The following is a 25279-nucleotide window of genomic DNA, read 5'->3' on the forward strand; positions in this document are numbered from 1 at the left end:
ATTGTAGTCGATTCAGTTACAATTCGTAATAACTAAGCTCATGTATTCACCGATGGAATCCACAGGAGTCAAAAATTCGGCCTCGCCGCTTGCAGAGCCGGGCGGTAATGTCATTCCTTTGCATCCCGAAGTTTCTACTGAAGGACGGGAGCCTCAGCTAACACAGAATCACTCTAGAGGAATGGATCGCGAAGCATTGGTGAGCTGGTTGTTTCTGATTGGTTCGCTGTTGTTTACCTTGGATTCTGTGCTAGAAAACCTCAGAGGCGTTTCGTTCTCGTCGCTGTTGCATATCTCAGCCAGTATTTTGTTCACAATTGGTTCTGTACTGTTTATTCCGAGTCGTTCTCAGGATTAATGTTTCTTCCCGATTACATAATCATTGACTTAATGCCTGCCTCAGTTGGCGAATCGCTGCACTAGTATTCCGCTGATAGGCAATCTGTCGGTATTGCAGAATCAAAGCTTGCAGATCAATTTCAGGAAAATAGCGGCTGTGGGATTGTAGCGAATATTCTGCATCTCGTAGCTGATAAATTGCTAATTGCTTGCGAAACAACCACACCTCTGGAACACGGTAAGGCAAATAGTCGTTCACGTCTGAATAACTAGTAACATCAATTTCTAATACCAAATCAGGCGGTGGATCGACGCGCCAATCGATGCGCTCTTTACCTGAAACAGCCTGCCAATTCTCGATGTAAAAACAATAGTCGGGTTCGATGCCGCTCTCTTCAGGCAGTTCCATCGTTACGGGTGTGAAGGCATCATACTCAAGCTCGATGTGATCGAGCAGCGTTGTGATGATATTGGCAATGATATGGGCATCGCGTCCATGTTTGGGCAACGGCGACATGAGCAACACTTCTCCATCACGATATTTAAGGCGAGGAATCGAACTAAGTTTGTTTGGCACAACTGGTATGGACAAAGTGACAATTCCCATTTTTTGGGAAGTCACCGATTTAGATATTTTGACGCCGCTAGTAGTGGAACAACTGCCCGCCTTCGCGGCCCTGACTACGACTCCCAGGTACCTGAGTGTGACCCAAGGCTTACCCCATGCCCGTGTCACCTATGATATCCTCGGTCGATTCACCGCTGCCAAAACTCCTTGGGAAGACCTCAAAGCGATTGCTCACAACTATCAAAACGCACTCAGTTTAGCATTTTTAAAAGTATACATAGAGCAAGACGAGCAGTATCGTTCTTATTTAACTGCGGCTTATGCTAAAGCATTAACTCAAGCTCCCTATTCATTGAGTTTAGTGCAGTCAATTGGTGAAGAAATAATTCAGCTTACCTCATACTAAAACTGCTGAACGCAAACCGCATCGAGTAAAATCAGCTTCTCAGAAGCAGCTACCTGGCACTTGGGAATAGTCTGCAACAGCACAGGTTGACTGCCCTGCTCTAGTTGTTGGGCAACTTGACGCACCAGATCTTGAAACGAACTGTGAATCAACCAATCTTGATTCAGATAGGCTGGCGTGAACGCAGATCGTCCAATCAGGAAAAAATTAATATCGTATTGTTCAATAAATTGAGATAAAACCGATGAATCTAAACTATATTGAGCACGAATTAAATCAATCAGACGCTGTTGAAATTGATGATAATAAACTGGGTGATGAGGCAGCGCGAATTCTCGACCCACTAACGTGGAACGCTGCGTGAATGCCGGTAGATTACTCGCCTCTAGATCTAGAGAAGCCACCAACGTCGATTGAGGTTGAGCCGCCAAATATTGATACAGCGATGGAGCCTCGCCTATCACCCAACCTTGGAAGCGCAGGAAGAGAAACGGCAGAGCCGGAACCACAATCACCACAGCCGTCAGACAAGTTACGAGAGCCATTAACCCTCGATCTTGATTTGTTAATCGCGACTGAATGCGTTGTTTGTAGCGAAACCAACGCCAGCCCGCATCTAGCAGCACCGTCAGCACAATAGCCGCTGCAATCGCCAGGATATAAAACAAAGCGACCGTGGTTTCAGCCTTGGCCTGAGCCTGACTCCAATCTCGATAGCGGCCAACCAGATCGGGGATGTTGTAGCGCAACAGAGGACCATGTCCAGTGGCAATCATGTCGATTTCCGGCAGATCTTTCATGCGCTTTAAGGCAGCCAGCACCGAGCGGGCATTGGGGCCCATCAGGCAGTCATAGTAGAGTTTGTAATCAGCCTCCAGCAGTTCCAACTCCTCATCGTAGAGGTTGTCATCGCAGTAGTGCATGCCGAACACATCGCAGGTGTAGAGAATCTGCGTCTTGTGATCGTAGGTGAGAATCGTGTCGGGCCAGTGCAGGTTCGGTGCAGAAACAAACTCCAGCTCATGGCCGTTGCCCAGATCTAGCCGGTCGCCATTCTTCACCAGCAAGCGCTTGAAGGGCTGATGTACCAGATCGTCAAGAAACTGAATCGCCACCTTGGACCCGACAACCGTAACCTGGGGAGCGAGTTGCAGCACCTCCCGCACCAGACCACTGTGATCAGGCTCGGTATGGCTGATGACTAGATAGTCCAGCTCCGCTGGGTTAATCAGCCGCAGCAGTCGATCCAGGTACAGGGAGCGGAACTTTTCGTGGGAGGTGTCAACCAAGGCCGTCTTCTCGCCACGAATTAAGAAAGAGTTATAAGTTGTGCCGTTTTGTAGCTCAAATTCAATATCAAACCGGTCCCGATCCCAATCCAAGGAGCGAATTGTCGTCGTATCTTGAGCAATCTCCAGAGTTTGTAGCGTCAACTTGGCCTGAGTGCGTTCTGCAAGTGCCACCATATCCGACTCTCCTGTAGCGCTGTGATCAGAGGTTCAGGCGGTTTGTTTCCCTGCCTGTTCTTCAATTATTGGCTTGAATACCCCTTTTTTGTAAAGTTTCAATAAGAAAAGTCATATATTAACTGCATTTATATAAGCATAGATGGCCTTAGCTTCTGTAACGCGAGCAATCAAGGAGGTGGCTGAATCGAGGTGACTTGAATCATCGGCTTGCTCACCATGTGGTGGCTACTGAGTTTATTGAGCTGAGTTTATTCAGGCCATGCGCGTGCTGGAAAGTATGGGGGAAGGCGTGGTGATGTCGAATGAGATTGGCCGAATTGTCTTCACCAACCCCACCTTTGACCGCATGTTTGGCTACGAACGTGGCGAACTGTTGGGGCAACCGGTGACGGTCCTCAGCGATTTGCCGCCAGACGACGCCAACCAACTGGTGAATGACTGCATTAAAACCCTGCGAACACAAGGCGTTTGGGCTGGAGAGGTACGCAACCGCCGAAAGGACGGAACTAGCTTCATTGCTGGAGTTTACATTTCTGCCCTCTATGTGGATGGTCGCCCCTATTGGGTAGCAGTGCAGCAGGATATCACCGAGCGAAAACAGGCAGAGATAGCGCTGCGCCAAAGTGAGGAACGGTATCGCTTTCTGGCCGAATCGAGTTCAACGCTGGTTGCTTCGTTAGATTACTCCACAACCCTGACCAACTTGGCGCACTTAGCCGTGCCGTTTCTGGCGGATTTTTGCTTTTTCGATCGAGTGGCGACTGAGGGCAACCTACAGCGCGTCGCGTGGCACCATCGCGATCCGGCAAAGCAGGCTTGGTTTGCTCAAATTCAACAGTTTGTTCCCTCACTCGATTGGCAAAACCATCCTGTAGTTCAAGCATTACGCAGCGGCAAGGCTAGCTTTGTACCCCAGGTTACTGAGGCATGGCTAGAGGCCGTTACTACCAGTCGCGAGCATCTGCAATTTATGCAAAGGTGCCGTCCCCAATCCTGGATCACCGTACCGTTATTAGCCCAACAGCGCAAACTAGGAACGCTCACCTTTTGCCGCACCGACTGCCACTACTGCGAGAGCGATCTGCGCTTAGCTGAAGAATTAGCTCGTCGGGCTGCCCTCGCCCTCGACAATGCCCAGCTCTATCACCAAGCTCAGGACGCCAACCGGATCAAAGACGAATTTTTGGCTGTACTATCCCATGAATTGCGTTCTCCGCTTAATCCCATCCTGGGCTGGTCGAAGCTCCTTCAGCTCAAGCATCAGGACACCAACCTATTGATGCGCGGCCTAGAAACCATCGAACGCAACGCCAAACTGCAAACCCAGCTGATCATCTTCGGTTGGCTAGAAGAATAGCCATGTCTGCAAAATTTTTCGCAGGCTTCCTCAGGTTGAAGGGGATGGACTACTAGTTTTGATGGCGTCCCAGGCGGCCTCGTAAAGCCTGCTGCTCTCGCCCACATGCTTCAGATGCTTGAGTTTAGCAAACAGCTCCGCCGGAGGATAAATACCAGGATTGCCTAAATCCGACGGATTGATCAGGCTAGTCTGCCGCGCCGTGCGATTGGGGGAGCCGTATTGGGTGAAGTTAGAAATGCGGGCCGAAACCGTTGGCTCCAGAATAAAATTGATGAATTGCTCTGCTAGCTGCCGATGTCGTGCTTGGGACGGAATTGCCATGTTGTCGGTCCAGATGATGCTGCCTTCTTTGGGAATGGCATAGCGCAGGTCTGGATTCTCCTTCATCACCTGAAAGATATCACCACTCCACTCAAACGCTATGTCCACTTCGCCCTGATTCAGCAACGATTGGCCAATGTCGTCCGCAAAGGCCGCGATCGTCTCTTTTTGTTTGATCAAAAAATCTCTAACTTGATTAATTTCCTCAACTCGTTGAGTATTGGGATCGTAACCCAGGAACATTAATACTGCGCCAATCGTGTAGCGCGTATCGTCCATCCAGGCGATTCGGCCCGCATATTGGGGCATAAACATAGCCGTCCAACTATCGATTTCCTTGCCAGTTGTTTCCAAGTTATAGCCGATGCCAAGCGTTCCCCACTGATACGGCACACTGTAACGATTGCCAGGATCGTAATCCGGATTGAGAAAATTAGGATCGATGTGCTTCAGGTTGGGAAGCTGGCTAGCATTAAGCGGTTGCAGCAGCCCTTCGTTGGCCATCATCTGAATCATGTAATCGGCAGGAAAGATCAGATCATAATGGGTATCACCTGCCTTGATGCGGGCATGCATTTCTTCGTTACTGCCGTAGGTATCGTAATTAATTTTGACGCGATGCCGCTGTTCAAATTCTGCTAATACTTCTGGAGCGATGTAAGTATCCCAGTTGTAGATATTGAGTTCTGTAACCGCAAGCTGCTGCGCCCGGAGATGGGGCACGGCGTGGAGTGCCAGCGTTTCAAAACCCTTGGGACGTGGTGCGCTGCCGTTGGTGCCGCTCATGGATGTGTTCTCCCCTTAGATATGTTTGTGCGATTGATTAAGCAGACGAAGGTGAAGCGTTACAAAAAACTATGGTTGTTCGCCTTTTCGGATCGGAGCGCCGATCAGGTTGCCCCATTCCGTCCATGACCCATCGTAATTACGGACATTCTCGAAACCGAGAATGTATTTGAGCGCGAACCATGTGTGAGACGAGCGCTCTCCGATGCGGCAGTATGCCACGACATCGGGCAGATCCGGTGTCACGCCCTTTGCGCCGTACAGCGCCAGCAGTTCTTCTCTGGATTTGTAAGTGCCGTCCTCGGCGACAGCCTGTGCCCACGGGATGTTGCGCGCGCCGGGGATGTGACCGGGGCGCTGTGCCGTTTCGGTCATGCCGGGCGGCGCGATGATCTCGCCGGTGTATTCTGCTGGCGAGCGCACATCAACCAGGCCGAAATCGGCTTTTTCCAGGCGCGCTTTCACATAGTCACGATCAGCACGCAGATCGGTGTTGATGGACTGCACGGTGTAGTGAGAGGGGGGATAGCTCGTCTCCTCAGTCGTCACTTCCCGGTTTTCCGCCAGCCATTTCTTGCGTCCGCCGTCCAGCAGGCTGACCTTTTCGTGCCCATAGTACTTGAACAGCCAGAAGGCATAGGCTGCAAACCAGTTGTTGTTATCGCCATAGAGCACCACGTGCGTATCGTTGCTCACGCCGACGCTGCTGAGCAGCTTCTCAAAATCCTCTTTCGAAATGATGTCGCGCTGGATGTTATCCTGAAGCTGAGACTGCCAGTTGAAAGCCACAGCGCCGGGAATATGACCGGTGGCAAACTGAGTGGTATCGACATCGACTTCGATCAGGCGTATGTTGTCGCGGTTGGCGGCAACCCAATCGGTGCTGACGAGAACATTGAATTCGGACATGGATGATGTGGCTCCCTGCTACTTTTCTGCTCAGGATCAGTTGATCGTCAGATGACCTTCATCGAACTGGCTGCGGTCTGCGCGCAGTTGCCAGACGCAATCTGGCCGCCTTGCCAACTGCGCCAACTGCCGCCCAGCCGCTCGATCATACCCATGCTAGCGCTGAGGCTACCTTCACCGGTTCGTCCAACCACCAGCACCAACTGGCCCACCCGCAGGGACAAATCACTCAAGCTAGGCGTCGGCAAATCCAGTTCGGTGAGCCGCAATACAGCCAGATCCGTGCTGCTATCCCGTCCTACCAGGGTAGCCGATACACTAGTTCCGTCCGCCAGGACAATCGGGATTTCGTCTTCTTGGCGGATCGCATGATCCACCGTCACAACAATTCCAGGCTGCCAGTAGAGGCCACTCGCGCCACAGCGACGGCTGGCATTCACAGCTACAATGGCTGGCCCAGTCCGTTCAACGGCATCCGCGAGTTGGGTTGAAAGTACAGAAATTAAATTTTCCGGTTGGGGAGAAGCAGAAGTCATGGTAAAAGTTGCTCCAAGGGAACTGCAAGAAAAACTGCAAAGAAAACTGCAAAGAAAACTGTAATCAGAACTGCAACGCTGCATTACCTTTAGGATGCAAAACGGCTGGGGCTTTCCACATCGGAGAAACGGGCAGCAGCTCACCTGGAAAAACGGCTAGGTCGGGTGAATGGAACTATCAGGGAAACCGGAAAATTTTATTTCTCTTCAGAAGTTAGCCTGAGGATGCGCCCCCAAGTTGGGTAGAATGTTCTGGGCTAACAATTTTACCAAAGTGTTCTGGATTAACCGTTTGTCGCATCTTCTCGATTCAGAACCGTTCGTAGCTCCACCGCTTCTATCCTGAACGAACCATGCCGAAAACCTCTGACCTCCACGTCGTTGAAACCCGTCCCCTCAGCAGTCCAGCCACCATCCACGGCGAGCTACCCATCACCGAGACTGCCGCTACGCTGGTCGCCACCACCCGAGACCGGATTCGCAATATCCTGCAAAACGAAGACCGTCGCCTGCTGGTGATTGTCGGCCCGTGCTCGATCCACGATGTCAATGCCGCCTATGAGTATGGCGAAAAGTTGGCTGTGCTTCGGCGCGAGCTGGAGGACGAGTTAGAAGTGGTGATGCGCGTTTAGCGGTCTCTGCAAGCGAATCAAGGATATTGCTTCCTGCGCGCACCGGGTTCGCCCGTTACGATTTTATCGCAGGCGAAGATGCCGCATCTGAATTCATCAGGGCCATCCTGCCAGCATTGACGGCATCAGGCTTTAACAATTATGGTGTTTTCAGAGCACTTTCCGGGGCGATCACCGCGTACAATGAACATCGGCCAAGTTCAGGCCCGCCGATGCTCCTGATGCAGTTATCGAAGTGATAAAAGCTAAAGGAGCATTAAAGCCGGCGATTCGAGCATCTGTTTGAAGGTCTGCAAGAACTTCGCTCCAGTAGCTCCGTCAACAACTCGATGGTCGCAGGACATCGTAACGTGCATGATGTTGCGAATAGTTATCTCCCCATCACGTACGACCGGCGTCGGGGCAGAGGCACCGACGGCAATGATCGCGGCTTCCGGCGGATTGATGATGGCGGTGAATTCCTTGATGCCCATCATTCCCAGATTGCTGATGCTAAACGTCGCTCCGGTGTATTCTTCCGGCTGAAGTTTTCGTTCTTTTGCCTTTGCGGCGAGGTCTTTGATCTCAGTTGAGATCTCAGCAAGCCCCTTGATATTAGCACCTCGAACGACGGGTGTTATCAAACCCTCTTCGATCGCAACGGCAACACCTATATCAGCTTGCTGGTAAAACCGGATGGTCTTTTCCTGATACGAAGCGTTTACGAACGGATGCTTCACCAGAGCCATTGCAGCAGCCTTAACTATTATGTCGTTGACGCTGATCTTTGAATCATCATCTAACGAGGCATTCATTTGCTTCCGGACGGAAAGAACACTGTCCATCTCGATCTCGACCGTCAGGTAGAAGGTCGGGATGGGGCCTATCGATTCGGTGAGCCGCGAAGCGATCACCTGACGCATCTTAGAGGTCGGTTCTTCGCTGAAACTCGCGGCACCTATGATAGTCGAAGGCGTGAAAGTCTTATTTGCCGAAGCGGACTTGGCTCCGGTTCTGGTCAGAGCTTGCTCGATATCACGTTTGATGATGCGGCCATTTGGGCCGGAGCCAGTAACAGTCCGGAGGTCGGCAGGTGCAGGCTCGCTCGACACTGCTCGATCTAGAGGCCGTGAATCAACTGGATTTGTACTATCTCACCTCCTGGTCTATTCAGCAAGATTTGAAATTACTGCTGCTGACCATTCCTAAAGTAATTTCAGGGTTCGGAGCTTATTGATCCATCTGGATGCAATCATTCATGCAAATCTATGCAAAGAAAATTTTCGTCTATGCTACGGAACGGCATCAAAGCATCCCAGTTCTGGCAAGATAACCAGCTTGTCCTGCGAGAAGTCAAATACTTTCCCTGGATCGCAGCCCTATCCATTCTCTTTCCATTGCTGGCTGCCGTTTGTGAAGGAATTGGGATGGGATTTCTGCTGGCGTTCCTTCAAAGCCTAGTGGGTGCTGCTGATCAGCCGTTTCAAACTGGCGTGCAATGGTTTGACATCTGGGTGCTAGGCATCCACAAGTCGGCAACCGAGCGGCTTTATCGCGTTTCTGGACTGATTTTACTCTCAACCTGGGTACGAGCCTGCTTTAACTATCTCAGCTATGTTTTCTTAGAGATGGCTCAGGTTAATCTAGTCGATCGGTTGCGCAAGCGCATCTTTGAACAATTGCAAGCCTTGAGTTTAGGATTCTTCAGTAGATCGAATTCTGGCGAAATCATCAATGTGATCACGACCGAAACAACGCTATTGCAGCAGATTTTGCAAACGGCAGGCTTTGTACTGACCAAGGGACTAGCGTTAATTGCCTACATCGTCGTTGTTTTGCAAATCTCCTGGCAATTGACGCTGATATCCACCCTGCTATTTACCCTAGTGGCTGTCGGATTAACCCGATTGAACCGCATAGCCCGTGAGCGCAGTTTCCCAGTTTCGCAAGCCAATAGTCGGTTTACTGCAATTGCAATGGAATTTATCAACGGAATCCGCACGGTTCAAGCGTTTGCGACGCAAGATTTTGAGCGGCAGCGCTACTATCAAGCGAGTACGGAGGTAGTGCGGGCATCCACTTACTCGGTCATGGGCTGGGGCTTAGTTCGTCCTTTAGCGGAGGGCTTAGCCACTACGGTACTCGTCGGCATGATCATTTGGACTATGTGGGGCTAGGCACCGCGAAGGCCAACGAGTTTGCCAAAAACCTATCCTACGGCGACCAGCGGCGGCTAGAAATTGCCCGTGCCCTCGCCTCGGACCCCAAACTGCTGCTGCTGGACGAACCCACAGCAGGGATGAACCCGAACGAGACTGCCGATCTGACGCGCTTCATCTACCGCATCCGCGACGAACTTAATCTGACCATCTTACTGATTGAGCACGACATGAAAGTGGTGATGGGCATCTCAGACCGGGTTAGCGTCATGGAATATGGCATCAAAATTGCCGAAGGCACTCCAGCAGAAGTGCGGGCCGATCCGCGCGTGATCGAAGCCTATTTGGGCAAAGAAGATAGTCCCTCCACTGAAAGCCCCTCCACTGAAACCAGACTCCCTGAACCCGACCTCAACCACCGCACTGACCCGCAGCCGACGGTGCCTTCTGAGCTAGACGAGAACTAGCAATTGGGTTTCCTCGACCTTATTTGACCTGTATTTGACCTGTCATTCATCGTGATCCTCCATGCTTGAACTGATCGATGTTCATACCTACTACGGCAATATCCAGGCGCTAAAGGGCATCTCTATCCACGTTGAACCCGGTGAAGTGGTGACGCTGATTGGCAGTAACGGTGCCGGCAAAACCACCACGCTGCGAACTATCCAGGGCTTGCTGCGTCCGCGTCAAGGCAAAATTTTGTTTGAAGGGCAGGACCTCAGCCACACCTCTTCCCAGGACATTGTGCGCTTGGGAATTGCCCAAAGTCCAGAAGGACGCATGATCTTTCCCCGCATGACGGTACTGGAAAACCTGGAGATGGGCGCATTCCATCGTCGAGATAAAGCGGGTATTCAAGCCGATATGGAACGGGTGTTTGCCCTATTTCCGCGGTTGCAGGAGCGCATTAAGCAAAAAGGCGGCACCCTCAGCGGCGGTGAGCAGCAGATGTTGGCCATTGCCCGCGCCCTAATGGCCCGTCCGCGGCTGCTGTTACTGGATGAGCCGAGTATGGGACTGGCCCCCATGCTAGTCACCCAGATCTTCTCGATTATCCATGAGATCTGACCAAGCGCCAATTGCTGCCGATTCAGAGCAACTCACAGCCGTTTGGCAAGGGGCAATTGCCCTTTGTCCGGCCCTGGCTGATGCAACAATTCTAAAAACTTGGGCCGGACTGCGTCCCCGTCCCCAAAACCGGGCTGCACCCATCGTGGAACCCTTGACAGGTTATGCCAATGTTTTCCTGGCCACTGGTCATTACCGCAACGGAGTCTTGCTCGCCCCTGCCACAGCTCAGCTGGTGCGTTCAGCTTTGGAGACGCATGACTTTACAAACTCCGGATCTCGCTAACCCGCTCCTAGCAACCCCCTGAGGCACAGTTCAAGATATCTGAATCGGGAGGCTCGGTTGAACCTCGGTAGCGCTCAAAGTAATCTACGCGGGCATCAAAGCCAAATCCTTGCAAGCGTCCGGCCACTTCACGAGCGCTGGCGTAATTTGGATAGCCCCCCGCATTGATGAAGGTGCCTGCCAGAGCACCATCTAAAACTGCATTCGGCACAATTTGCTGCACTGCCGCTAGATTACCAGCTCCGCCTGGCACAATTACCACGTAGGGGCCAATGACCGCAGGTGGCAATACAGGAGATGGCGGCTTGATGCCAGGAACCAGAATATTATTTGGCACTGAGCTGACGGGTATCCCAGAATCAACAACTGGCGTGTAGGAAGGGCCGGATGCAATCGGCACACCTCCAAACAGAGCCGTCCATGTCTCTGGACCTACCACCCCATCTACTAACAGACCATTGCGTCTTTGGAAGTGCATTACTGCATCTCGAGTTTGACAGCCAAAAATGCCATCTGCCGGGATACCTAGCGCCGCTTGCACGTCCGCTACATCAGGTCCTTTAGCACCCAAGCTCAGTGAAGTTGCATAGGCTTCGGCCGTCATACTCAGCACACCTCCAACGACCGCTAAGCTTAACAATCCTTTCCACGCAGAGCTTGACAATTTTTGAGTCAGCACCTTAAATGGCTTCAGCTTAGGAGGTATGCCTGAGCTTTGGTCAGCAAAGGCAAAGTAATTTGATAGCGATTTCATGGTTTCCTCGCTCAACTTTGTGATTGAGCAATGAATGCTGGCAAGATTGACTTTGGCGGAGTGGGTGAATCGCCGCCGATCTTCTCGCAAGCCGCAGGCGGACAGTTCTATTACGCTAGTGTTACGCCTCTGGCACCGGAAACTCAGGATATCGTAGTGCCCCAGAATTCACCGATTCAATCACCGGCTGATTTAAAGGGTAAAAAAGTTGCGCTTCAGAAAGGATCGAGTGCCCATTATTTGCTGCTGAAGGTGCTGGAAGAAAACAATATTGATGTCAAAGAGGTCGAGGTGGTTTCATTATCTCCTGCCGATGCCAGAGCAGCGTTTGAGCAGGGTAATGTCGATGCCTGGTCGATTTGGGATCCGTTTCTGGCGGTTGTTCAGGCCAATGGCAATATCCGTGAACTGAAGGTGGGTCGAGAGCGACGCACATTCTTTCTGTCTGCCCAGCAGTTTGCTGAAACCCAGCCAGAATTACTGAAAGTAGTGCTCGATGAAGCGAAACAAAACGGCGAATGGGTCAAACAAAATATCCGAGAGGTAGCCGAACGCTTCTCTAAGGATATCAAAGTAGATGTGGCCATTCTGGAAGAGGTGTACAAGCGTCGCAGTTGGGACGTATTACCCATCGATGAAACCGTGCAGCAGGCGCAGCAGCAGGTGGCAGATATATTTTACAAAGCCCAAGTCATTCCCAAATCGATTCAGGTCAAAGAAGCGTTTTTAGCAGCAAGTGACTATACCAAGATTTTTCCTAGCTAAACGCTCACTGACTTATTCAGGAGATCAGTCCTATGCAAACCAATAGCCCTCCAGTTGGGAATGCACCTTTGCTTGTGTTAAGTCTGTCCTGCCTGGTTGGATTTTTTCTGATCCTGTTGTCTATTTTCGCTATCTACGCGGTTGAAAAGTTAGGCTGAAGTTGGAGCAGAGGGTTGTTTAAGCCACCTTCTGCTTTTTTCAGCAATTCTCTAAATTACCTAGCGGCTGACTTGCAAATCAGGTCAGGCTTGTGGGATGATAGCTTCAAGAAAATACGGTTCGCTGAGCGACTTACCGTATTTAATAGATTCACTCCAATTCCTGCTATCCCCGAAATGAGTTGTGGCAATCGTCAGAGCGGCATGATCGGCCAGATACTTCAGCAGCGCTGTTGCCAAGGCACTGCCTTCCGAAGGATCGGTTCCGGCTCCCACCTCATCCAGTAACACCAGCACATTCGCTTTGCCCCGATGCGCCGCTAAATCCATCGCCTCCAAAATCCGGCTGATGCGCCGAATATGGCCTGAAAAAGTGGAAAGACTTTGCTGCAACGACTGTTCATCGCCAATATCCGCCAGCACCTGATCAAACCAGCAGAGTTCAACTGGCTCCTTGGCCGGCACAAACAGCCCCACTTTCGCCATCAGCACCGCCAGACCCAGGGTTTTCAGTGTCACCGTCTTACCGCCCGTATTCGGTCCCGTAATTGCCACCACTCGAATCTGCGGCTGAATCACCAAATCAATCGGCACCACCGGCATTCCCTGCTCATGCTGCTGCTGCCAAACCAACAAGGGATGGCGCAACTGGCGCAGAACGATTGACTCAACAGAAGAAGTTTTGAGTTTTAAGTTTTGAGTTCTAAGTTGTGGATTTAAGTTCGCTGCTTTATCTCCCCCATCTCCCCCATCTCCCCCATCGTCATAAAACCGAACAAACCGGGGTGGATTTGCATTTAGCCAAAGAGAATAGCGGGCGCGGGCGGTCGCCAGATCCAGCGTCGTAGCAATCACCAACAAACGTTCCAGGTCAGATTTGACAGCAGCAACCTGTTCGGTGAGTTGGCGTCGCACTTCTTCTTCTTCGCGTTGCTCTTGTCGCAGGAGTTGGCGGAGCTGGTTGCCGGAATTGACAATCGCGTGAGGTTCAATATAGAGAGTGACGCCGCTAGTGGAGGTGTCGTGCACAACTCCGGGAATTGCATCTTTGTGGGAAGCTTTCACCGGAATCACGAAACGGTCGCCGCGCTGGGTGATCAGCGGTTCTTGGACGGCGTTGCTGTGGCGTTGCATTAGCCGCTGAAGCTGCTCGTAAATCCGGTCCCGGACTTGGCGAATCTGCTCGCGGATGCCTTCCAGTTTGGGATTGGCTCGGTCAGTGACGCGGCCCCGGTCATCACGTGGGGCCGAACTCTGCTTGGGCAGTTGCTTGGGCAGTTTGGTTGACAACGACTCCTGGCGCTGGGATCAGCTTTTGTTTGCTGAAGGCGGTGCTCGGATTGTAGTCTCGGTTGCTCCTGACGTCGAACTGGAGTGGGAATTGTATCTAGAGACCCATCTAAAAGACCATTGGCAGCGGCTGGGTCAAGTTGGAGATGCCCATACGCCTTTGCGGTTGACAGTCTCAGCCGGGGCCGCCGAACAGGTCTTAATCGAACTGGATGTGGCAACGATGCAGGATAGCTGGGTCAACGCCATCGAGCGACGGTTAGAGGCTTAATGCTCATTGATGAGATTCAAGCTGCTCGTCCCAAAAGGCTGCTTCTACTTTGTGACCATCTGGATCGCGCACAAAGCAGCCATAGTATGGCTCACCGTAGGCAGGTCTGCCACCGGGGGCACCGTCGTCTTTGCCTCCTGCCGCTAATGCGGCCTCATAGAAGGAATGGACGGCTTCTTTGGTAGGAGCGATAAAGCCAATGTGAGTACCATTACCAACCGTTGCAGGTTGCCCATCGAACGGAGTTCCCACCCAAAATTCCGGATATTGCTTGCCATAGGCAACGACACCCGGGTGTTCCATTAACCGCTTGCAGCCCAAGGCTGGCAATACTTGATCGTAAAATGCAACCGCTCGTTCAAAATTATTTGTACCGATCGAGACATGAGAAAGCATGCTGGGATTATCCATATCTAAGCTCCTATTGGTGGGTTAGATCGGGCATACGAAAGCAGAGATTGCAGGGCGAATCGAAACAGCGTTTGAACTGAAACTTGAACTGAAGCAAACAAAAGGGGCTGCTTTGGCGTGTTTGAGAAGCTCAACCACATCATATCAGTACAAACGAACTAAGTCAATCCTGCCTTATCGCTGCAACACTTTTTTGAGATATTGCCCTGTATGGGAGCGTTGATTTTTGGCGACTTTTTCGGGTGTACCTTCGGCCACAATTTCGCCTCCCCGGTCGCCGCCTTCTGGTCCTAGATCAATAATCCAGTCAGCGCAGCGAATTACATCTAGATTGTGCTGATTCCCGGTCCGCTGAAGCGTAATCTGCTAAAAAATTACCGAGGTCTGAGTTCAGCGTTGGTGAATTCGATGGTGCAGGCGACTGGTCTAGAGCCAGACCAATCCACCGAGAGTGTGAAGGCCGAGGATTGGCAGAGATTGTTTCAACGCTGGCAGGAATGGCTACATGCTCTAGAACGAGAACAATTTCAGCCGGGATGGTTGGGACAGGGCTACACCGTGATGAGCTGGAGCGATTGGCAAACTCAGCGCCCCGATTGGAAGCCCGAAAAAAGCATTCATCCGATTCTCAACCGCTACTACACCGATCAGTTGAACCGACAGGAGTTTGGGCAACTCCGGCACCAAATCACTCAAAAGTTGAGCCATCACCTGAAAAAGCTAACCGCCAAAGCTGCTGATTTCCAAGCCCGACTACAACAGTCGGATCGGGCCGATCAGTACCGGGAACAGGCTGACTTGCTGATGGCCTATTTGCACGAGTGGCAGCCTGGAATGACCCAGATTACGCTGGCAGATTTCGTTACTGGCGATCCAATCCGGATTCCCCTAGAGCCAGAGAAAAACGCGGTTCAGAATGCCCAGGCTCTTTACAAACGCCACCAAAAGCTAAAGCGCTCGCGGGCCGCGATTGAACCGTTGCTGGCGGAGGTCCAAGCCGAAATGGATTACCTGGAACAGGTGGACGTAGCAATTGCCCAACTGGATGAATATCGTACTCCAGCCGACTTGGCCTCCCTGATCGAAATTCGGGACGAGCTGATCCAGCAGGGGTATTTAGACGACCCCGATCAGCGCTATCGCAATCACTCGAACCCAGAAACTCAATATCTGCGCTATCGCAGCCCCAGTGGCTATGAGGTCTTGATTGGCCGCAACAATCGCCAAAATGACTTACTCACCTTTCGCCTAGCCAGTGACTATGACCTCTGGTTTCACACCCAGGAAATTCCCGGCAGTCATGTATTGCTGCGGCTAGAACCAGGTGCGGCGGCAGAAGAAGTCGATCTGCAATTCACAGCGGATTTAGCAGCTTACTACAGTCGGGCGCGGCAGAGCGATCACCCAGAGTGATTCAGCCTGTTCCAGGTTGATCAAGCGCAGCGGAATTTCCCGATCAATGCGTGCTCGGTGGGATTGGTCGATGCGATTTTTATAGTGCTCCCAGGTGTTGGTCAAAATGCTGATAATAATCAAAAAGTTTTTGTCTTCATCGTGAATCTTAGTATTGACGTTAAATAGACTTTGCAGATCCAGCGTACCATCCGGTAATCGAGCAATGCTTTCGAGCTGATCAAAGCACAGCACAATCGGTTGGGTATTGATCGCCACGCGGCCAAAGTTGGCCAACACCTCACGGGCGGCCTGTTCAGTATCAATTGAGCTTTTTAGGCGCAGGGCTTCCAGCGACTCTTCGCTCAGATCGTCAGCACGCAGCCATTCACAGGCGAGGGGATAGAGTTTGGCATCGGTTAGATCATGCAAAATCCCAAAAAACTTATCGGCATTGTAGATACTGTTCGACCCAGCCTGTTTATAGAGATCCTTAAGCCGTTTGATAAATTGCTGTCGATCGGTTTGTAACAGATCCAGGATGTTTTCCTTGATCCGATCTTTTAAACTGCGCTGTTTGAGAGCCAACAATACGCTTTTCAACCACAGCAAAAGCTGCGAATACTTCTGCCCAGATGGAACCTGCACCAAGCTATCGACTGTATAACGCAGGATGTGACGCCAGAGATAATCGCTTTGGGGAAAGGGTGGAATATAGACAAAAAAGGCTCGGTGGTTGAGGGCACGCTTTAAGCGTCCTAACAAATAGGTTTTGCCAGAACCGCTGTCGCCATCTAGGATGATCGTGCGAGTGTAGTGATCGCGAGCCACCTGCTCTAGCGTTGCTTCAATGACTGACATAGCATCTTGATGGATGGATTCCACCATCGGCTCCGGATCTTTCTGACGATGCCAAAAGTTGACCGAGCGCAGATTATCAAACGGATTAGTGCCCCTCAAAATCAGGTCATCGATCGATGCCATGTCCGCCATATCTGTAACCCTTGTATCATTTCGTAGTTCGTAACACCCAATGCCTAATTATGAAGTTTGAAGTTGGGAAGCGTTTTGTAGATTTTCTCCGAATCGATACCCGCCCCTAACTCGTTCCGCACCGCTGCTGCTACGGCTTCTGCCGTCGAAACTGCCTGACGTTTGGCAGCCTGTCCACCTAGCGCTGCGGTAGCCGTACCCAATACTGCCTGAAAGCCAGAGGTGGCCGCTTGCACCACTGAGCCAATCAGCGAGCCAACCGTGGTAGAGCTAACCCAAACCAACAGCGAAAAGTAGGCGGCCCAAATCACCAAACCAACAATTGCACCTAAGTTCGCACTAGATAACAGACTCAGCTGCACCGCCAAATAACAAGCAAAAAACAGAGCGATACTAACGCTAATCAGAGTCCAGATGCCAACGCCAAAGCTGATTTTGCGAATTGTGGCTCCCACACTGCCATCATTGCCATCATCCCGACTGCTATCTGAAGAGGATCGGCCTCCTAGCAAGGAGATACCCGCTGCAACTGAAAGATTGGTCAGTAGCAGTTGGATTGCAAACGCTAGCAAGATTCCCGAAACCAAGGCAATAAAAAATTGCGGTCCCGAGAACAGAACCGATGCTGCCTCAGGCGTTCCGATCACAGGACCAGGTGCTCCTAGACCGGGAGCAGTAACTTGTGCTAGTCGCGCGCTCCATTCCTCTGGGCCTAACGACATTAATATGCTTAAATTCATATCCTCTCCTATGCGCCAACAATTCGCTTCATACCAGAAATCACCATACTCAGTAACGAGCGCACCTCTGTAAAACCTACATATGTATTTAGTCTAAAATTGGCTTGAATCAGCGGCTTTAACATCTTTCTCAAGAGAGAAACCATCTGATTGGCTGATCAAACTTCCCATGCTATGAATCAAGGCTAGCTGTAAAGTCGAGCGCCAAGGGTTCAGTAATTCTGCCATCCGAAAGAGGTTGAGCAGTAGCAGACTGCCTACAGTACAAAAGCAGATTTGCACAACAAGCTGATTGTTTCATTTCAATCAGTTCACTCATGTTTAGATGTAGGAACCAGGAGAACGCGATGCTGACCCTAGAAAATTTGCCGCAAGATGTAAAAGAATCTCTGCCCGAGGAAGCCCAAAGAATCCACTTGCGATTAGCCAGCCTTAACCTGGAAGCTGCCGGAGTGAAGTGGCAACCAGAGGGCATTCGAGTCAACCGCAAGCTCCAAACCACCAACCCCCGCATCTATGCCTGTGGAGAAAGTTTAGGTGGCTATGTGTCCGCAGCCCTGGACCAGCACGAAGTCGATGTAGCCCTGCACAATGCCCTGTTTCTTCCCACCCAATCAGTCGATTACAGCCGCATTCCCTGGACGCTCTTCACTGATCCAGTCCTGGTGCGAATCGGCTTAACCGAACCCCAGGCCAGAAAGCTCTATGGAGAGGGTGTTTTAGTTGCTCAACAATCGGTACGGTCCCTCACAACCGCCCAGCTCAGCAACAACAGCAGCGGCTTCCTGAAGCTGATCGCCAGCCACAGGGGCGAGATTTTGGGCGCGCACGCAATTGCGCCTCAAGCCCAGGAATGGATCGGCACTCTAGCATTAGCGATGCAGCAGCGGCTTCCCCTCAAGGCTCTAGCCCAACTGCCACAGCCTTCCCCAACATTTGCTGAACTGATCCAGCAAACAGCAGCGCAACTCCAGCAGCAACGCCGCCGCGAATGGCAACGGGAATTACTCGAAACCTGGTTCAACTTCCGCCGGTCAAGGTGACATAGCAGCTTGAGGGACCAGCTAACCAAGCCAGCTAACCAAGATTGTCTATTCGTTCCAGCCGTTGCCTCAGACCTTTGCCAACGTGACTCGCTCTTGCTGATCCTGATATTTACCGCGCCGAGTTTCATAACTGACTGCACAAGGCACCCCTTCCAGAAACAAAAGCTGTACGACCCCTTCATTGGCATAGATGCGGCAATCGGCACTGGAAGAGTTGGAAAACTCCAGCGTCAGATGACCGCGCCACCCCGCTTCGGCAGGCGTCAGATTAGCAATCAGGCCAATGCGGGCATAGGTACTCTTGCCAATGCAGATCACTGTTACATTTTCCGGCACTTGTAACCGCTCTAGCGCCACCCCCAATCCATAGGAATGGGCCGGAATCACAAAGTAATCGCCATCCTCATCCGATTGCAGCGGTACCGATTCAAGACAGTTCTTGATCTAGCACAATTAAATTCACCTGGTTTTGCTGAATAAACTGGAGAAAGCCGACGGCCTTACGGGTTGGGTCAACTCGTTCGTAGTAATCGCCTAGATAAATCGGGTATTCAATGTCGAAGGCTAGCAGTTTTATCGGTGGGTCGAGGCTGAGCGATCGAATCAACTGAATTGTTTCTAGGTTGGGTCTATCGGGTAGCGACTGTCTGGCAAATAGGCAGGCATTGCCAACACACCAACCTTTGGCCAGCGATGGAGTCAGCAGCACAATTAATAAACCAATTAGGCCCGCTTGCCACCAGTTCAAGTTCCAGCGTGAATCCCGCATGGCATGGGAGTAGAGATAGGCGAGTAAAATACACAGCAGAACTGCGTGAATAATCAGATAATGATATCTAGGAAAGATAATAAATGTAGCAGGAATTACTGCCAGTTCGACAAAGCAAAGAAGAATCAATAAGCGCCGCAGAGTTCTAAAATCGATTTGGCGGATCCAAACCTGACGGTTACGGATGATTTGTACTATTGCCAGGATTAGCAGCCCCAACTGAAGGAGGCGCAATATGGAATTCGCAGTTGGATTCAGATCTCGCAGAGCCGGGCTGTAATCCTTTAAGGAACCGGCCAGAATCGATGCCGTATTTTCGAAATATCCATTGATGTTCTCAAATGTGTTGTAAAGAAATGCACCTGGATTGGCTTGGAGTGCTGCCGAGATTGTGTTTACGTCTCCGAATACAGAATTGGTAATCTGCTGGTAATCACTCCAGGGATCAAGATTAGTTGGGTGCTGCCAAGACCAGCGCAGGGCATAATGGGAGGCAAAAGCCCACCAACTGCGGTTGCCGGAAGAGGTAGGAATCCCCAGCAACGCCAGCAAAAATAACGCCAATCCGCCATAGAGTAGGAGCCGTAACCCAATCGGTCGCCACTGGCCAGATCGGATCAACTTCCTCAAGGTCAGCAAAATAAACAAACTAGAAAACACCACAAACGCCAGAAAATACTCTGGCCGCACGAACGAGAGCGCCAGCAGCGTCATGCCCAACACCCAGTAGAGCAAGCCGATGCGGCAAGGAACTTCGGGGGGGCCGTGCGGCGGTGCGTTACAGATGGAACAGGGGCTACACCTTGAACTTTCCGACCAGTGCGCTGAGGCGTTCGGCCTGCGTGGAGAGGTCGGCGGCGGCCTGCGCGGACTGGTTGGCGGCCTGGTTGGACTCCTTGGTGACGGCCGAGACGCTCTCGACGGATCGTGCGATCTGCTCGCTGGCGGCGGACTGCTCCTCGGCGGCGGCGGCGATGGCGTGGACCATGGCCTGGACGGTCTGGCTGCCGGCGACGATGCGTTTGAGGGCGTCTCCGGCGCGGGTGGCGAGCTCGACGCCGTTGGTGACACGCTGGGTGCCGGCGTTGATGCGTTCGACGGCGCGGCCGGTCTCTCCCTGGATCTCTCGGATGCTCTTGGCGACCTCGTCGGTGGCCTGTGTGGTCCGCTCGGCGAGCTTCCGGACCTCGTCGGCGACGACGGCGAATCCGCGGCCGTGCTCCCCGGCTCTGGCGGCCTCGATGGCGGCGTTGAGGGCGAGGAGGTTGGTCTGGTCGGCGATGTCGTTGATGACGCCGATGATCTGTCCGATGGCCTCGGACTTCTTGCCCAGGTCGGCGACGGCCTTGGCGGACTCGTTGACCTGCTCGGAGATGGCCTTCATCTCGAGGACGGTGGACTCGACGACCTGTCCGCCGGTGGTGGCGTCTGAACCTGCGTCCTGGGCGGCCTTGGCGGCCTCGGCGCCCTTACGTGCGACCTCGGTGACGGACTGGGCCATCTCCTCGACGGCGGCGGAGACCTGCGTGGTCTGACCCTCCTGGGTCTTGAGTCCGGTGGCCATCTCCTCGGCGGAGGCGGCGATCTGCGTGGCGGCGGCGGCGACCTGTCCGACGGTCTTGGTGACCTCCTCGATCATGCTGCGCATCGAGGCCATGGAGGTGTTGAGCCCGCGAGCCAGGTCGCCCAGCTCGTCGTTCTGCTTGACGCTGGCCTCGTTGGTGAGGTCCCCCTTCGCGAGGGCGTCGACGCAGCGGCCGAGGGCCGTGATGGACCGATTGACACCGCGTGCGATGAGCAAAACCGCCAGAGAGATTATCATTGCCTGCCTTTCCATCAATCAAATCATTATCATTGCCACCAGCTACGATGTCATCTCCGGGACCTCCCATTGGTGGAGCAGGATTACCTGGAAAAACAATTTGAACTCCACCTGCATCTGTGATTGTGCCTACACCTATACCGTCTTCGATGATGATTCCTGACGATAGGGAAGTAACATTGAGGGTGAAGGTCTCGTCATCTTCAATGACAAAATCCCTGACTGTGAATACATCGACAGTTGCTCGGCTTTGCCCCACTTGAAAGGTGATTGTACCGCTAGTACTGAAAAAATCAAAGCTAGAAGCGCTACCGCTTGAGGTTGAGTACTGCACCTGTTTGGCAGCAGTTGCTGGTTTGTCTAGAGTTAACGTAAATTGGGCTACTCCTCCTTCTTGCACACGAATATCTGAAACTGAGAGTCTAGCCGTATCATCATCTTCAATGATGATTTGAATTGGTGTACCGCCGATAGGAACACTTCCTGAAACAAAATTCCAAGAAAAGGTTTCATCTTGTTCTGGAGTAGTATCATCTAAAATTGTTGCGAAGACAGGTTTTGGACCCGTATCACCTGGCGGGAAAACAAAAGTTTGGCGCTCAAAAATGTAATCAGTATTTCGAGTTGCCGTCCCACTTCCGACAATATCAACTATAAGTGTTTCTGTATTTTCGGAGGGAGCTGTTAAAAAAACAGTACCTACCTCGATTCTTCCAGACTTTTCAGAGAATCTAACAGCCATAACTTACTCCTGTAGAACACACATGAATTACAGTAAATTTCAGCAAGCAACTAGAATCTAAGATTGAACCTGAATGTAACTCCCTTGTACTTACCACTCCTAAAACTCGCCATCTCTGAAACTTAAACAGTTATTTTTAGATGTTTAAATTTATCTAAAGTTTGCAATTTAGTTAGATAAATTTGATTTTGAAAATTATGTTATAGAGATTAATGAGTTTATCTAACCCATGTAAAGAATTAGACGACCTCTTGAATATTGTTAGTAGTTGTTTGACATTCTTAGCCTCAAAGATAAGACTCTGCCGGCATGCCGACGTTCGGCATCACAAGCCCGGCGGAGGCGTGCTCTTCCTGGTCGATGCGGCTCAGTCCCTGGGCCATGAGCCCGTCGATGTCGCCGCCATGGACATCGACCTGCTGGCCTTTCCGGGCCACAAGGGCCTCCTGGGTCCGCTCGGCACGGGTGGCCTTGTCATTCGACCCGGCGTCGAGCGGCACCTCCGACCACTCCGCGAGGGCGGCACAGGTTCGCGCAGCGAGCTCGACGTGCAACCCGAGTGCCTGCCCGACCGCTTCGAGCCCGGCTCGCAGAACGCCGTGGGCATTGCCGGGCTCTCCGCCGGCGTGCACCACCTCGCCTCGAACTGGCCGCACATCGTCGAGCACGATCGCACGCTGCGACGAGTCATGCTCGACGAACTGGCGTCACTCGATGCGCTCGGCACAACCCCCGGCAGGCTTGGTCTGCGGCTGCTCGGCCCGACCGACGCCCAGCAGCGCGTCGGCGTCTTCTCCCTCGTGCACGACGCCCTCGAGCCCGCGGAACTCGCGTTGATCCTCGAAAGCCAGCACGGCGTGCTGGCCAGAGCGGGCCTGAGCTGCGCCCCCAGGGCCCATGCGATGCTGGGCACCACCGCCTCGGGCGGGGCCTTGAGGTTCTCGATCGGTCCGTTCCTGACCGCCGACGACATCCGCCGCGCCGCGCGGGCGCTGGGCGCGATCTGCCTGACCGCCCGCGCACCAGCCGCGGCCCAATGAAGCGCGACGCTCACGCCGGCCTGGTCGAGACGCGCGGCTGCTCCACCCACTTGCCCCCCATGTGCCGCACGATCGCTCCGGTCACAAGATAGATCACCTGCTCGGCGATGTTCGTGCAGTGGTCCCCAATCTGCTCGCAGGCGTTGGCCACCTCGTGCAGATTGAACGCAACGTCCACGCTCATCGTTCCCGCCGCGATCCGCTGCTCCGCGTCCCGGCACAGCGCCTGCTTGAACGCCTCCATCGCGTCCTCGCTCTGGAGCACGACCTTCGCCAGCGCCGCGTCGGAGCGCTCGAAGGATGCCCCCGCATCGCGCATCACGCCCTGCCAGATGGGTGGAGTCCGCCACGACGGCTAAATCGGATGGCTGTAGAACAATCGCTTGTCCCGATTGCCGCACTTGCTCCAGCAGGATCGGATCGTGATCAATCACCAGCAACAGCGAGGTTGTTCCCACTTCCGGCAGGGGTGCCCCAGCTTGCAGCACTTGACGCAGCTCAGCGATGATTGCTATCAAAGCCGCGTGATTTTCCCTCAGGGTCAATTGGTCTGATTTAAACGCCTGCTCCAGTTGGGCAGCCAGATGGGAGCCGTGCAAACGTTGGAAAATGCCCATGGCTCCAGCTAACTGATGCGCCGCCACATAGGCTTGATGGTGCAATGCTGCCGATAATTCACCCGTTTGCAGCGCCTCGATCGCCTGCTCGATCAGCCGCAACCGATTAAAGTTATGTTCTGCGTACTTTGACCAGAGCTGCTGCAAGCCAACTTGGATTTGTTGTTTTTGCCTTCCGGTTTCTAAGTCCTGTTGAATCTGAGTTGGGTTAGCAAGGGCTTGATCGGTTGACTGATTCGTATTTCCAGCAGTATCTACTTGATTCAAACTATTTTTATTTAATTCATTTTTACTTGACCCGTTTTTATTTGACTCGTTTTTATTTGACTCGTTTTTACTTGACCCGTTTTTATTTAATCCATTGCCATTCAGAATGATCGGCGCTTGCTTTTGCCCCACAGCCTGTGAATCTTCAGGAACAGATTGGGACGGTTCAGATTTAGATTGCCGCAGCCGATACCCCATACCGTAAACAGTTTCGATAAAATTAAAGGGGGCACCCGCCTGCTTCAACTTCTGCCGCAGTCCTTTAATGTGAGAGGTCACCGTATCCTCACCCGGCATTTCCTCACTACCCCAGAGATGCTCCAGAATACTGCTACGGGCAAAGACACGCTGCGGATGACGCAGAAACAGCTCCAGCATGCGATATTCCTTCGGCGTTAGCTGCAGGAGTTGATCGCCATAGGTGACTTGACAAGCTGCCAGATCCAGCCGCAGATGATCCCACTCCAGCACAGGTAAAACAAACGAACTGCCGCGGCGCAATAACAGTTCGGCTTGTTCAGCCCGCTGCTTTTCTTGCTCGGCGCGTTGTTTTTCCTGCTCGGCGCGTTGTTTTTCCTGCTCGGCCCGCTGGAGTTCTTGCAGAGCGGCTTCCTCTGGATTCAGGATCAGCTCTCCGTCAGGCGTAAAAAAGCGCAGTTTAGACTCATAGACACCAAGATATAGTTCAAGCTGCTGGCTCCACAGCCAACCGCGTGAGTCGGGCTGAAGATCTTGATAAACACCTGCTAGCAGTTGAAATCCTTTGAATTCCTGAGTGCTGGGATCGAACCAAAAGTATTCTGGCGTGCGGAAAATGTTCTGGTAAATTTGCTTTTTTAAGCCCCGGTCCGTATTGGCAGTGGAATCTGACAAAATTTCGATAATCAGGTTGGGATACTGGCCGCCCTCTTCCCACACCACCCAGCTTTTGCGCGGCTTGCGATCGGTGCCCAGTACGACAAAAAAATCAGGACCCCTGAAATGCTCTGACTTAAGCTGACGGGGGCTATAGTAAATCGTCATGTTGCCGCAGGCGTAGAAATCTTGTCGCCCTCGCCACCAAGCCTCTAGGCACTGAAGCAGCAAGATCATTTGCCGCAGATGAAATTCTGTTTCCATCGGAGGTTCATCACTGTACAAATCGCCGGGTGGAAAGACAATCCCATCTTCCAAACTATCTCCCAGCTCCGCTGTTGCTTCTGATGTTTCCTGTGACCGCAGGTCAGTAGTTTGATCCTGCGGTTGATCCTGTACCTTGTCCTGAATTTCAGGATTTGACAAAGAGGACATGATTGATCAACCAGAATGGTTTACCAGAACGTTAGTTCTAGTTTAGTGGAATTGATGCGCGTGTCTATTGGCAATTCTTAGGCGCACCATC

General features: G+C 52.2%; 28 protein-coding genes and 3 pseudogenes. 14 read left to right on the top strand and 17 right to left on the bottom strand.

What is annotated here, in order from left to right; translation table 11 throughout:
* The first annotated feature begins 52 nt into the window (after nucleotides 1-52).
* The gene (locus JVX88_RS36660) at nucleotides 53-358 is read left to right on the top strand and encodes a hypothetical protein (RefSeq protein WP_211624087.1); all 306 of its coding nucleotides are present in this window, start codon (nucleotides 53-55) and stop codon (nucleotides 356-358) included.
* A gap of 21 nt (nucleotides 359-379) precedes the next feature.
* On the opposite strand, the gene JVX88_RS36665 is transcribed toward JVX88_RS36660, so the two are convergent.
* A complete protein-coding gene (locus JVX88_RS36665) occupies nucleotides 380-916 on the bottom strand; it encodes a Uma2 family endonuclease (protein ID WP_225931305.1) in 537 nt (178 codons plus the stop codon).
* On the opposite strand from JVX88_RS36665, the gene JVX88_RS36670 reads away from it, so the two are divergent.
* Nucleotides 906-1313, top strand: a complete 408-nt coding sequence (locus tag JVX88_RS36670; RefSeq protein ID WP_211629125.1) for a hypothetical protein — start codon at nucleotides 906-908, stop codon at nucleotides 1311-1313. The genes JVX88_RS36665 and JVX88_RS36670 overlap by 11 nt on opposite strands.
* Here the strand turns inward: JVX88_RS36670 and JVX88_RS43750 are convergent.
* Complete coding sequence (locus JVX88_RS43750; protein WP_211624091.1) at nucleotides 1310-2779, bottom strand: FprA family A-type flavoprotein; 1470 nt, start codon at nucleotides 2777-2779, stop codon at nucleotides 1310-1312. The genes JVX88_RS36670 and JVX88_RS43750 overlap by 4 nt on opposite strands.
* A 262-nt stretch (nucleotides 2780-3041) precedes the next feature.
* Here JVX88_RS43750 and JVX88_RS36680 point away from each other — a divergent pair, with 262 nt between their 5' ends.
* Nucleotides 3042-4139: a PAS domain S-box protein gene (locus tag JVX88_RS36680; RefSeq protein ID WP_211624093.1), complete on the top strand. Its 1098-nt coding sequence runs from the start codon at nucleotides 3042-3044 to the stop codon at nucleotides 4137-4139.
* Between the two features lie 30 nt (nucleotides 4140-4169).
* Here the strand turns inward: JVX88_RS36680 and JVX88_RS36685 are convergent, their stop codons facing one another.
* The 3 genes from JVX88_RS36685 to JVX88_RS36695 form a co-directional block, all read right to left on the bottom strand.
* Entirely contained in the window at nucleotides 4170-5249 is a 1080-nt protein-coding gene (locus tag JVX88_RS36685) for a spermidine/putrescine ABC transporter substrate-binding protein (protein ID WP_211624095.1), read from the bottom strand.
* 69 nt (nucleotides 5250-5318) lie between these two features.
* Nucleotides 5319-6158: a sulfurtransferase gene (locus JVX88_RS36690; RefSeq protein ID WP_211624097.1), complete on the bottom strand. Its 840-nt coding sequence runs from the start codon at nucleotides 6156-6158 to the stop codon at nucleotides 5319-5321.
* A 47-nt stretch (nucleotides 6159-6205) separates the two neighbouring features.
* Complete coding sequence (locus JVX88_RS36695) at nucleotides 6206-6694, bottom strand: S1C family serine protease (protein ID WP_211624099.1); 489 nt, start codon at nucleotides 6692-6694, stop codon at nucleotides 6206-6208.
* Between the two features lie 353 nt (nucleotides 6695-7047).
* Here JVX88_RS36695 and JVX88_RS36700 point away from each other — a divergent pair, with 353 nt between their 5' ends.
* Both JVX88_RS36700 and JVX88_RS36705 read left to right on the top strand, forming a co-directional pair.
* Entirely contained in the window at nucleotides 7048-7326 is a 279-nt protein-coding gene (locus JVX88_RS36700; protein ID WP_211624101.1) for a hypothetical protein, read from the top strand.
* Nucleotides 7327-7352: 26 nt separating this feature from the next.
* The gene (locus JVX88_RS36705; protein ID WP_211624103.1) at nucleotides 7353-7565 is read left to right on the top strand and encodes a hypothetical protein; all 213 of its coding nucleotides are present in this window, start codon (nucleotides 7353-7355) and stop codon (nucleotides 7563-7565) included.
* 6 nt (nucleotides 7566-7571) lie between these two features.
* Here JVX88_RS36705 and JVX88_RS36710 read toward each other — a convergent pair whose 3' ends face one another.
* Nucleotides 7572-8417: a dihydrolipoamide acetyltransferase family protein gene (locus JVX88_RS36710; protein WP_211624105.1), complete on the bottom strand. Its 846-nt coding sequence runs from the start codon at nucleotides 8415-8417 to the stop codon at nucleotides 7572-7574.
* A gap of 156 nt (nucleotides 8418-8573) precedes the next feature.
* On the opposite strand from JVX88_RS36710, the gene JVX88_RS36720 reads away from it, so the two are divergent.
* From JVX88_RS36720 to JVX88_RS36735, 4 genes are all read left to right on the top strand, one after another.
* Nucleotides 8574-9482, top strand: coding sequence for an ABC transporter transmembrane domain-containing protein (locus JVX88_RS36720; protein WP_211624109.1), 909 nt, complete (start codon nucleotides 8574-8576; stop codon nucleotides 9480-9482).
* Nucleotides 9473-9931: an ABC transporter ATP-binding protein gene (locus JVX88_RS36725; RefSeq protein WP_263975437.1), complete on the top strand. Its 459-nt coding sequence runs from the start codon at nucleotides 9473-9475 to the stop codon at nucleotides 9929-9931. Before JVX88_RS36720 ends, JVX88_RS36725 begins: the two co-directional genes overlap by 10 nt.
* A gap of 61 nt (nucleotides 9932-9992) precedes the next feature.
* Nucleotides 9993-10535 carry an ABC transporter ATP-binding protein gene (locus JVX88_RS36730; RefSeq protein WP_211624111.1) on the top strand — a complete coding sequence of 181 codons (543 nt, stop codon included), beginning with the start codon at nucleotides 9993-9995 and terminating at the stop codon, nucleotides 10533-10535.
* Nucleotides 10525-10821, top strand: coding sequence for an FAD-dependent oxidoreductase (locus tag JVX88_RS36735; protein ID WP_211624113.1), 297 nt, complete (start codon nucleotides 10525-10527; stop codon nucleotides 10819-10821). Before JVX88_RS36730 ends, JVX88_RS36735 begins: the two co-directional genes overlap by 11 nt.
* Nucleotides 10822-10828: 7 nt before the next feature.
* Here JVX88_RS36735 and JVX88_RS36740 read toward each other — a convergent pair whose 3' ends face one another.
* Nucleotides 10829-11575, bottom strand: a complete 747-nt coding sequence (locus JVX88_RS36740) for a peptidoglycan-binding domain-containing protein (protein WP_211624115.1) — start codon at nucleotides 11573-11575, stop codon at nucleotides 10829-10831.
* A gap of 30 nt (nucleotides 11576-11605) precedes the next feature.
* Here JVX88_RS36740 and JVX88_RS36745 point away from each other — a divergent pair, with 30 nt between their 5' ends.
* Nucleotides 11606-12340, top strand: a complete 735-nt coding sequence (locus JVX88_RS36745) for an aliphatic sulfonate ABC transporter substrate-binding protein (RefSeq protein WP_211624117.1) — start codon at nucleotides 11606-11608, stop codon at nucleotides 12338-12340.
* A 242-nt stretch (nucleotides 12341-12582) separates the two neighbouring features.
* On the opposite strand, the pseudogene JVX88_RS40255 reads toward JVX88_RS36745, so the two are convergent.
* A pseudogene (locus JVX88_RS40255) lies at nucleotides 12583-13737 on the bottom strand (MutS-related protein); the annotation flags it as partial.
* A gap of 40 nt (nucleotides 13738-13777) precedes the next feature.
* Between JVX88_RS40255 and JVX88_RS36755 the strand changes: the two are divergent.
* Nucleotides 13778-14059: a hypothetical protein gene (locus tag JVX88_RS36755; protein WP_211624120.1), complete on the top strand. Its 282-nt coding sequence runs from the start codon at nucleotides 13778-13780 to the stop codon at nucleotides 14057-14059.
* A gap of 3 nt (nucleotides 14060-14062) precedes the next feature.
* Here the strand turns inward: JVX88_RS36755 and JVX88_RS36760 are convergent, their stop codons facing one another.
* On the bottom strand, nucleotides 14063-14470 hold the full coding sequence (locus tag JVX88_RS36760) for a VOC family protein (RefSeq protein ID WP_211624122.1): 408 nt from the start codon (nucleotides 14468-14470) through the stop codon (nucleotides 14063-14065).
* A 339-nt stretch (nucleotides 14471-14809) separates the two neighbouring features.
* Between JVX88_RS36760 and JVX88_RS36765 the strand changes: the two genes are divergently transcribed.
* A complete protein-coding gene (locus JVX88_RS36765; RefSeq protein ID WP_225931846.1) occupies nucleotides 14810-15883 on the top strand; it encodes an NFACT family protein in 1074 nt (357 codons plus the stop codon).
* Here the strand turns inward: JVX88_RS36765 and JVX88_RS36770 are convergent.
* Together JVX88_RS36770 and JVX88_RS36775 are read right to left on the bottom strand one after the other, a co-directional pair.
* The gene (locus tag JVX88_RS36770; RefSeq protein WP_211624124.1) at nucleotides 15836-16855 is read right to left on the bottom strand and encodes an AAA family ATPase; all 1020 of its coding nucleotides are present in this window, start codon (nucleotides 16853-16855) and stop codon (nucleotides 15836-15838) included. The genes JVX88_RS36765 and JVX88_RS36770 overlap by 48 nt on opposite strands.
* 44 nt (nucleotides 16856-16899) lie before the next feature.
* Nucleotides 16900-17595 carry a hypothetical protein gene (locus JVX88_RS36775; RefSeq protein WP_211624126.1) on the bottom strand — a complete coding sequence of 232 codons (696 nt, stop codon included), beginning with the start codon at nucleotides 17593-17595 and terminating at the stop codon, nucleotides 16900-16902.
* 347 nt (nucleotides 17596-17942) lie between these two features.
* On the opposite strand from JVX88_RS36775, the gene JVX88_RS36780 reads away from it, so the two are divergent.
* A complete protein-coding gene (locus JVX88_RS36780; protein ID WP_211624128.1) occupies nucleotides 17943-18638 on the top strand; it encodes a hypothetical protein in 696 nt (231 codons plus the stop codon).
* 69 nt (nucleotides 18639-18707) lie between these two features.
* Here JVX88_RS36780 and dcd read toward each other — a convergent pair whose 3' ends face one another.
* From dcd to JVX88_RS44845, 4 genes and pseudogenes are all read right to left on the bottom strand, one after another.
* Nucleotides 18708-19085: a dCTP deaminase gene (gene dcd, locus JVX88_RS36785; protein ID WP_317134690.1), complete on the bottom strand. Its 378-nt coding sequence runs from the start codon at nucleotides 19083-19085 to the stop codon at nucleotides 18708-18710.
* A complete protein-coding gene (locus JVX88_RS36790; protein ID WP_211624136.1) occupies nucleotides 19069-20145 on the bottom strand; it encodes a hypothetical protein in 1077 nt (358 codons plus the stop codon). The genes dcd and JVX88_RS36790 overlap by 17 nt, the downstream gene beginning before the upstream one ends.
* Before the next feature lie 61 nt (nucleotides 20146-20206).
* A complete protein-coding gene (locus tag JVX88_RS36795; RefSeq protein ID WP_211624138.1) occupies nucleotides 20207-21211 on the bottom strand; it encodes a methyl-accepting chemotaxis protein in 1005 nt (334 codons plus the stop codon).
* A 13-nt stretch (nucleotides 21212-21224) separates the two neighbouring features.
* Nucleotides 21225-21974 (bottom strand): annotated as a pseudogene (locus JVX88_RS44845) (Calx-beta domain-containing protein); the annotation flags it as partial.
* 212 nt (nucleotides 21975-22186) lie between these two features.
* On the opposite strand from JVX88_RS44845, the gene JVX88_RS44850 reads away from it, so the two are divergent.
* Nucleotides 22187-23014 (top strand): aminotransferase class V-fold PLP-dependent enzyme, encoded by an 828-nt coding sequence (locus JVX88_RS44850; protein ID WP_225931306.1) that lies wholly within the window; start codon nucleotides 22187-22189, stop codon nucleotides 23012-23014.
* A 10-nt stretch (nucleotides 23015-23024) separates the two neighbouring features.
* On the opposite strand, the gene JVX88_RS44855 is transcribed toward JVX88_RS44850, so the two are convergent.
* Nucleotides 23025-23333 carry a PhoU domain-containing protein gene (locus JVX88_RS44855; protein ID WP_211624142.1) on the bottom strand — a complete coding sequence of 103 codons (309 nt, stop codon included), beginning with the start codon at nucleotides 23331-23333 and terminating at the stop codon, nucleotides 23025-23027.
* Between the two features lie 760 nt (nucleotides 23334-24093).
* Nucleotides 24094-25188, bottom strand: a pseudogene (locus JVX88_RS44860) (Uma2 family endonuclease); the annotation flags it as partial.
* Between the last annotated feature and the right edge of the window lie 91 nt (nucleotides 25189-25279).

Source organism: Leptolyngbya sp. 7M (genome assembly GCF_018128485.1).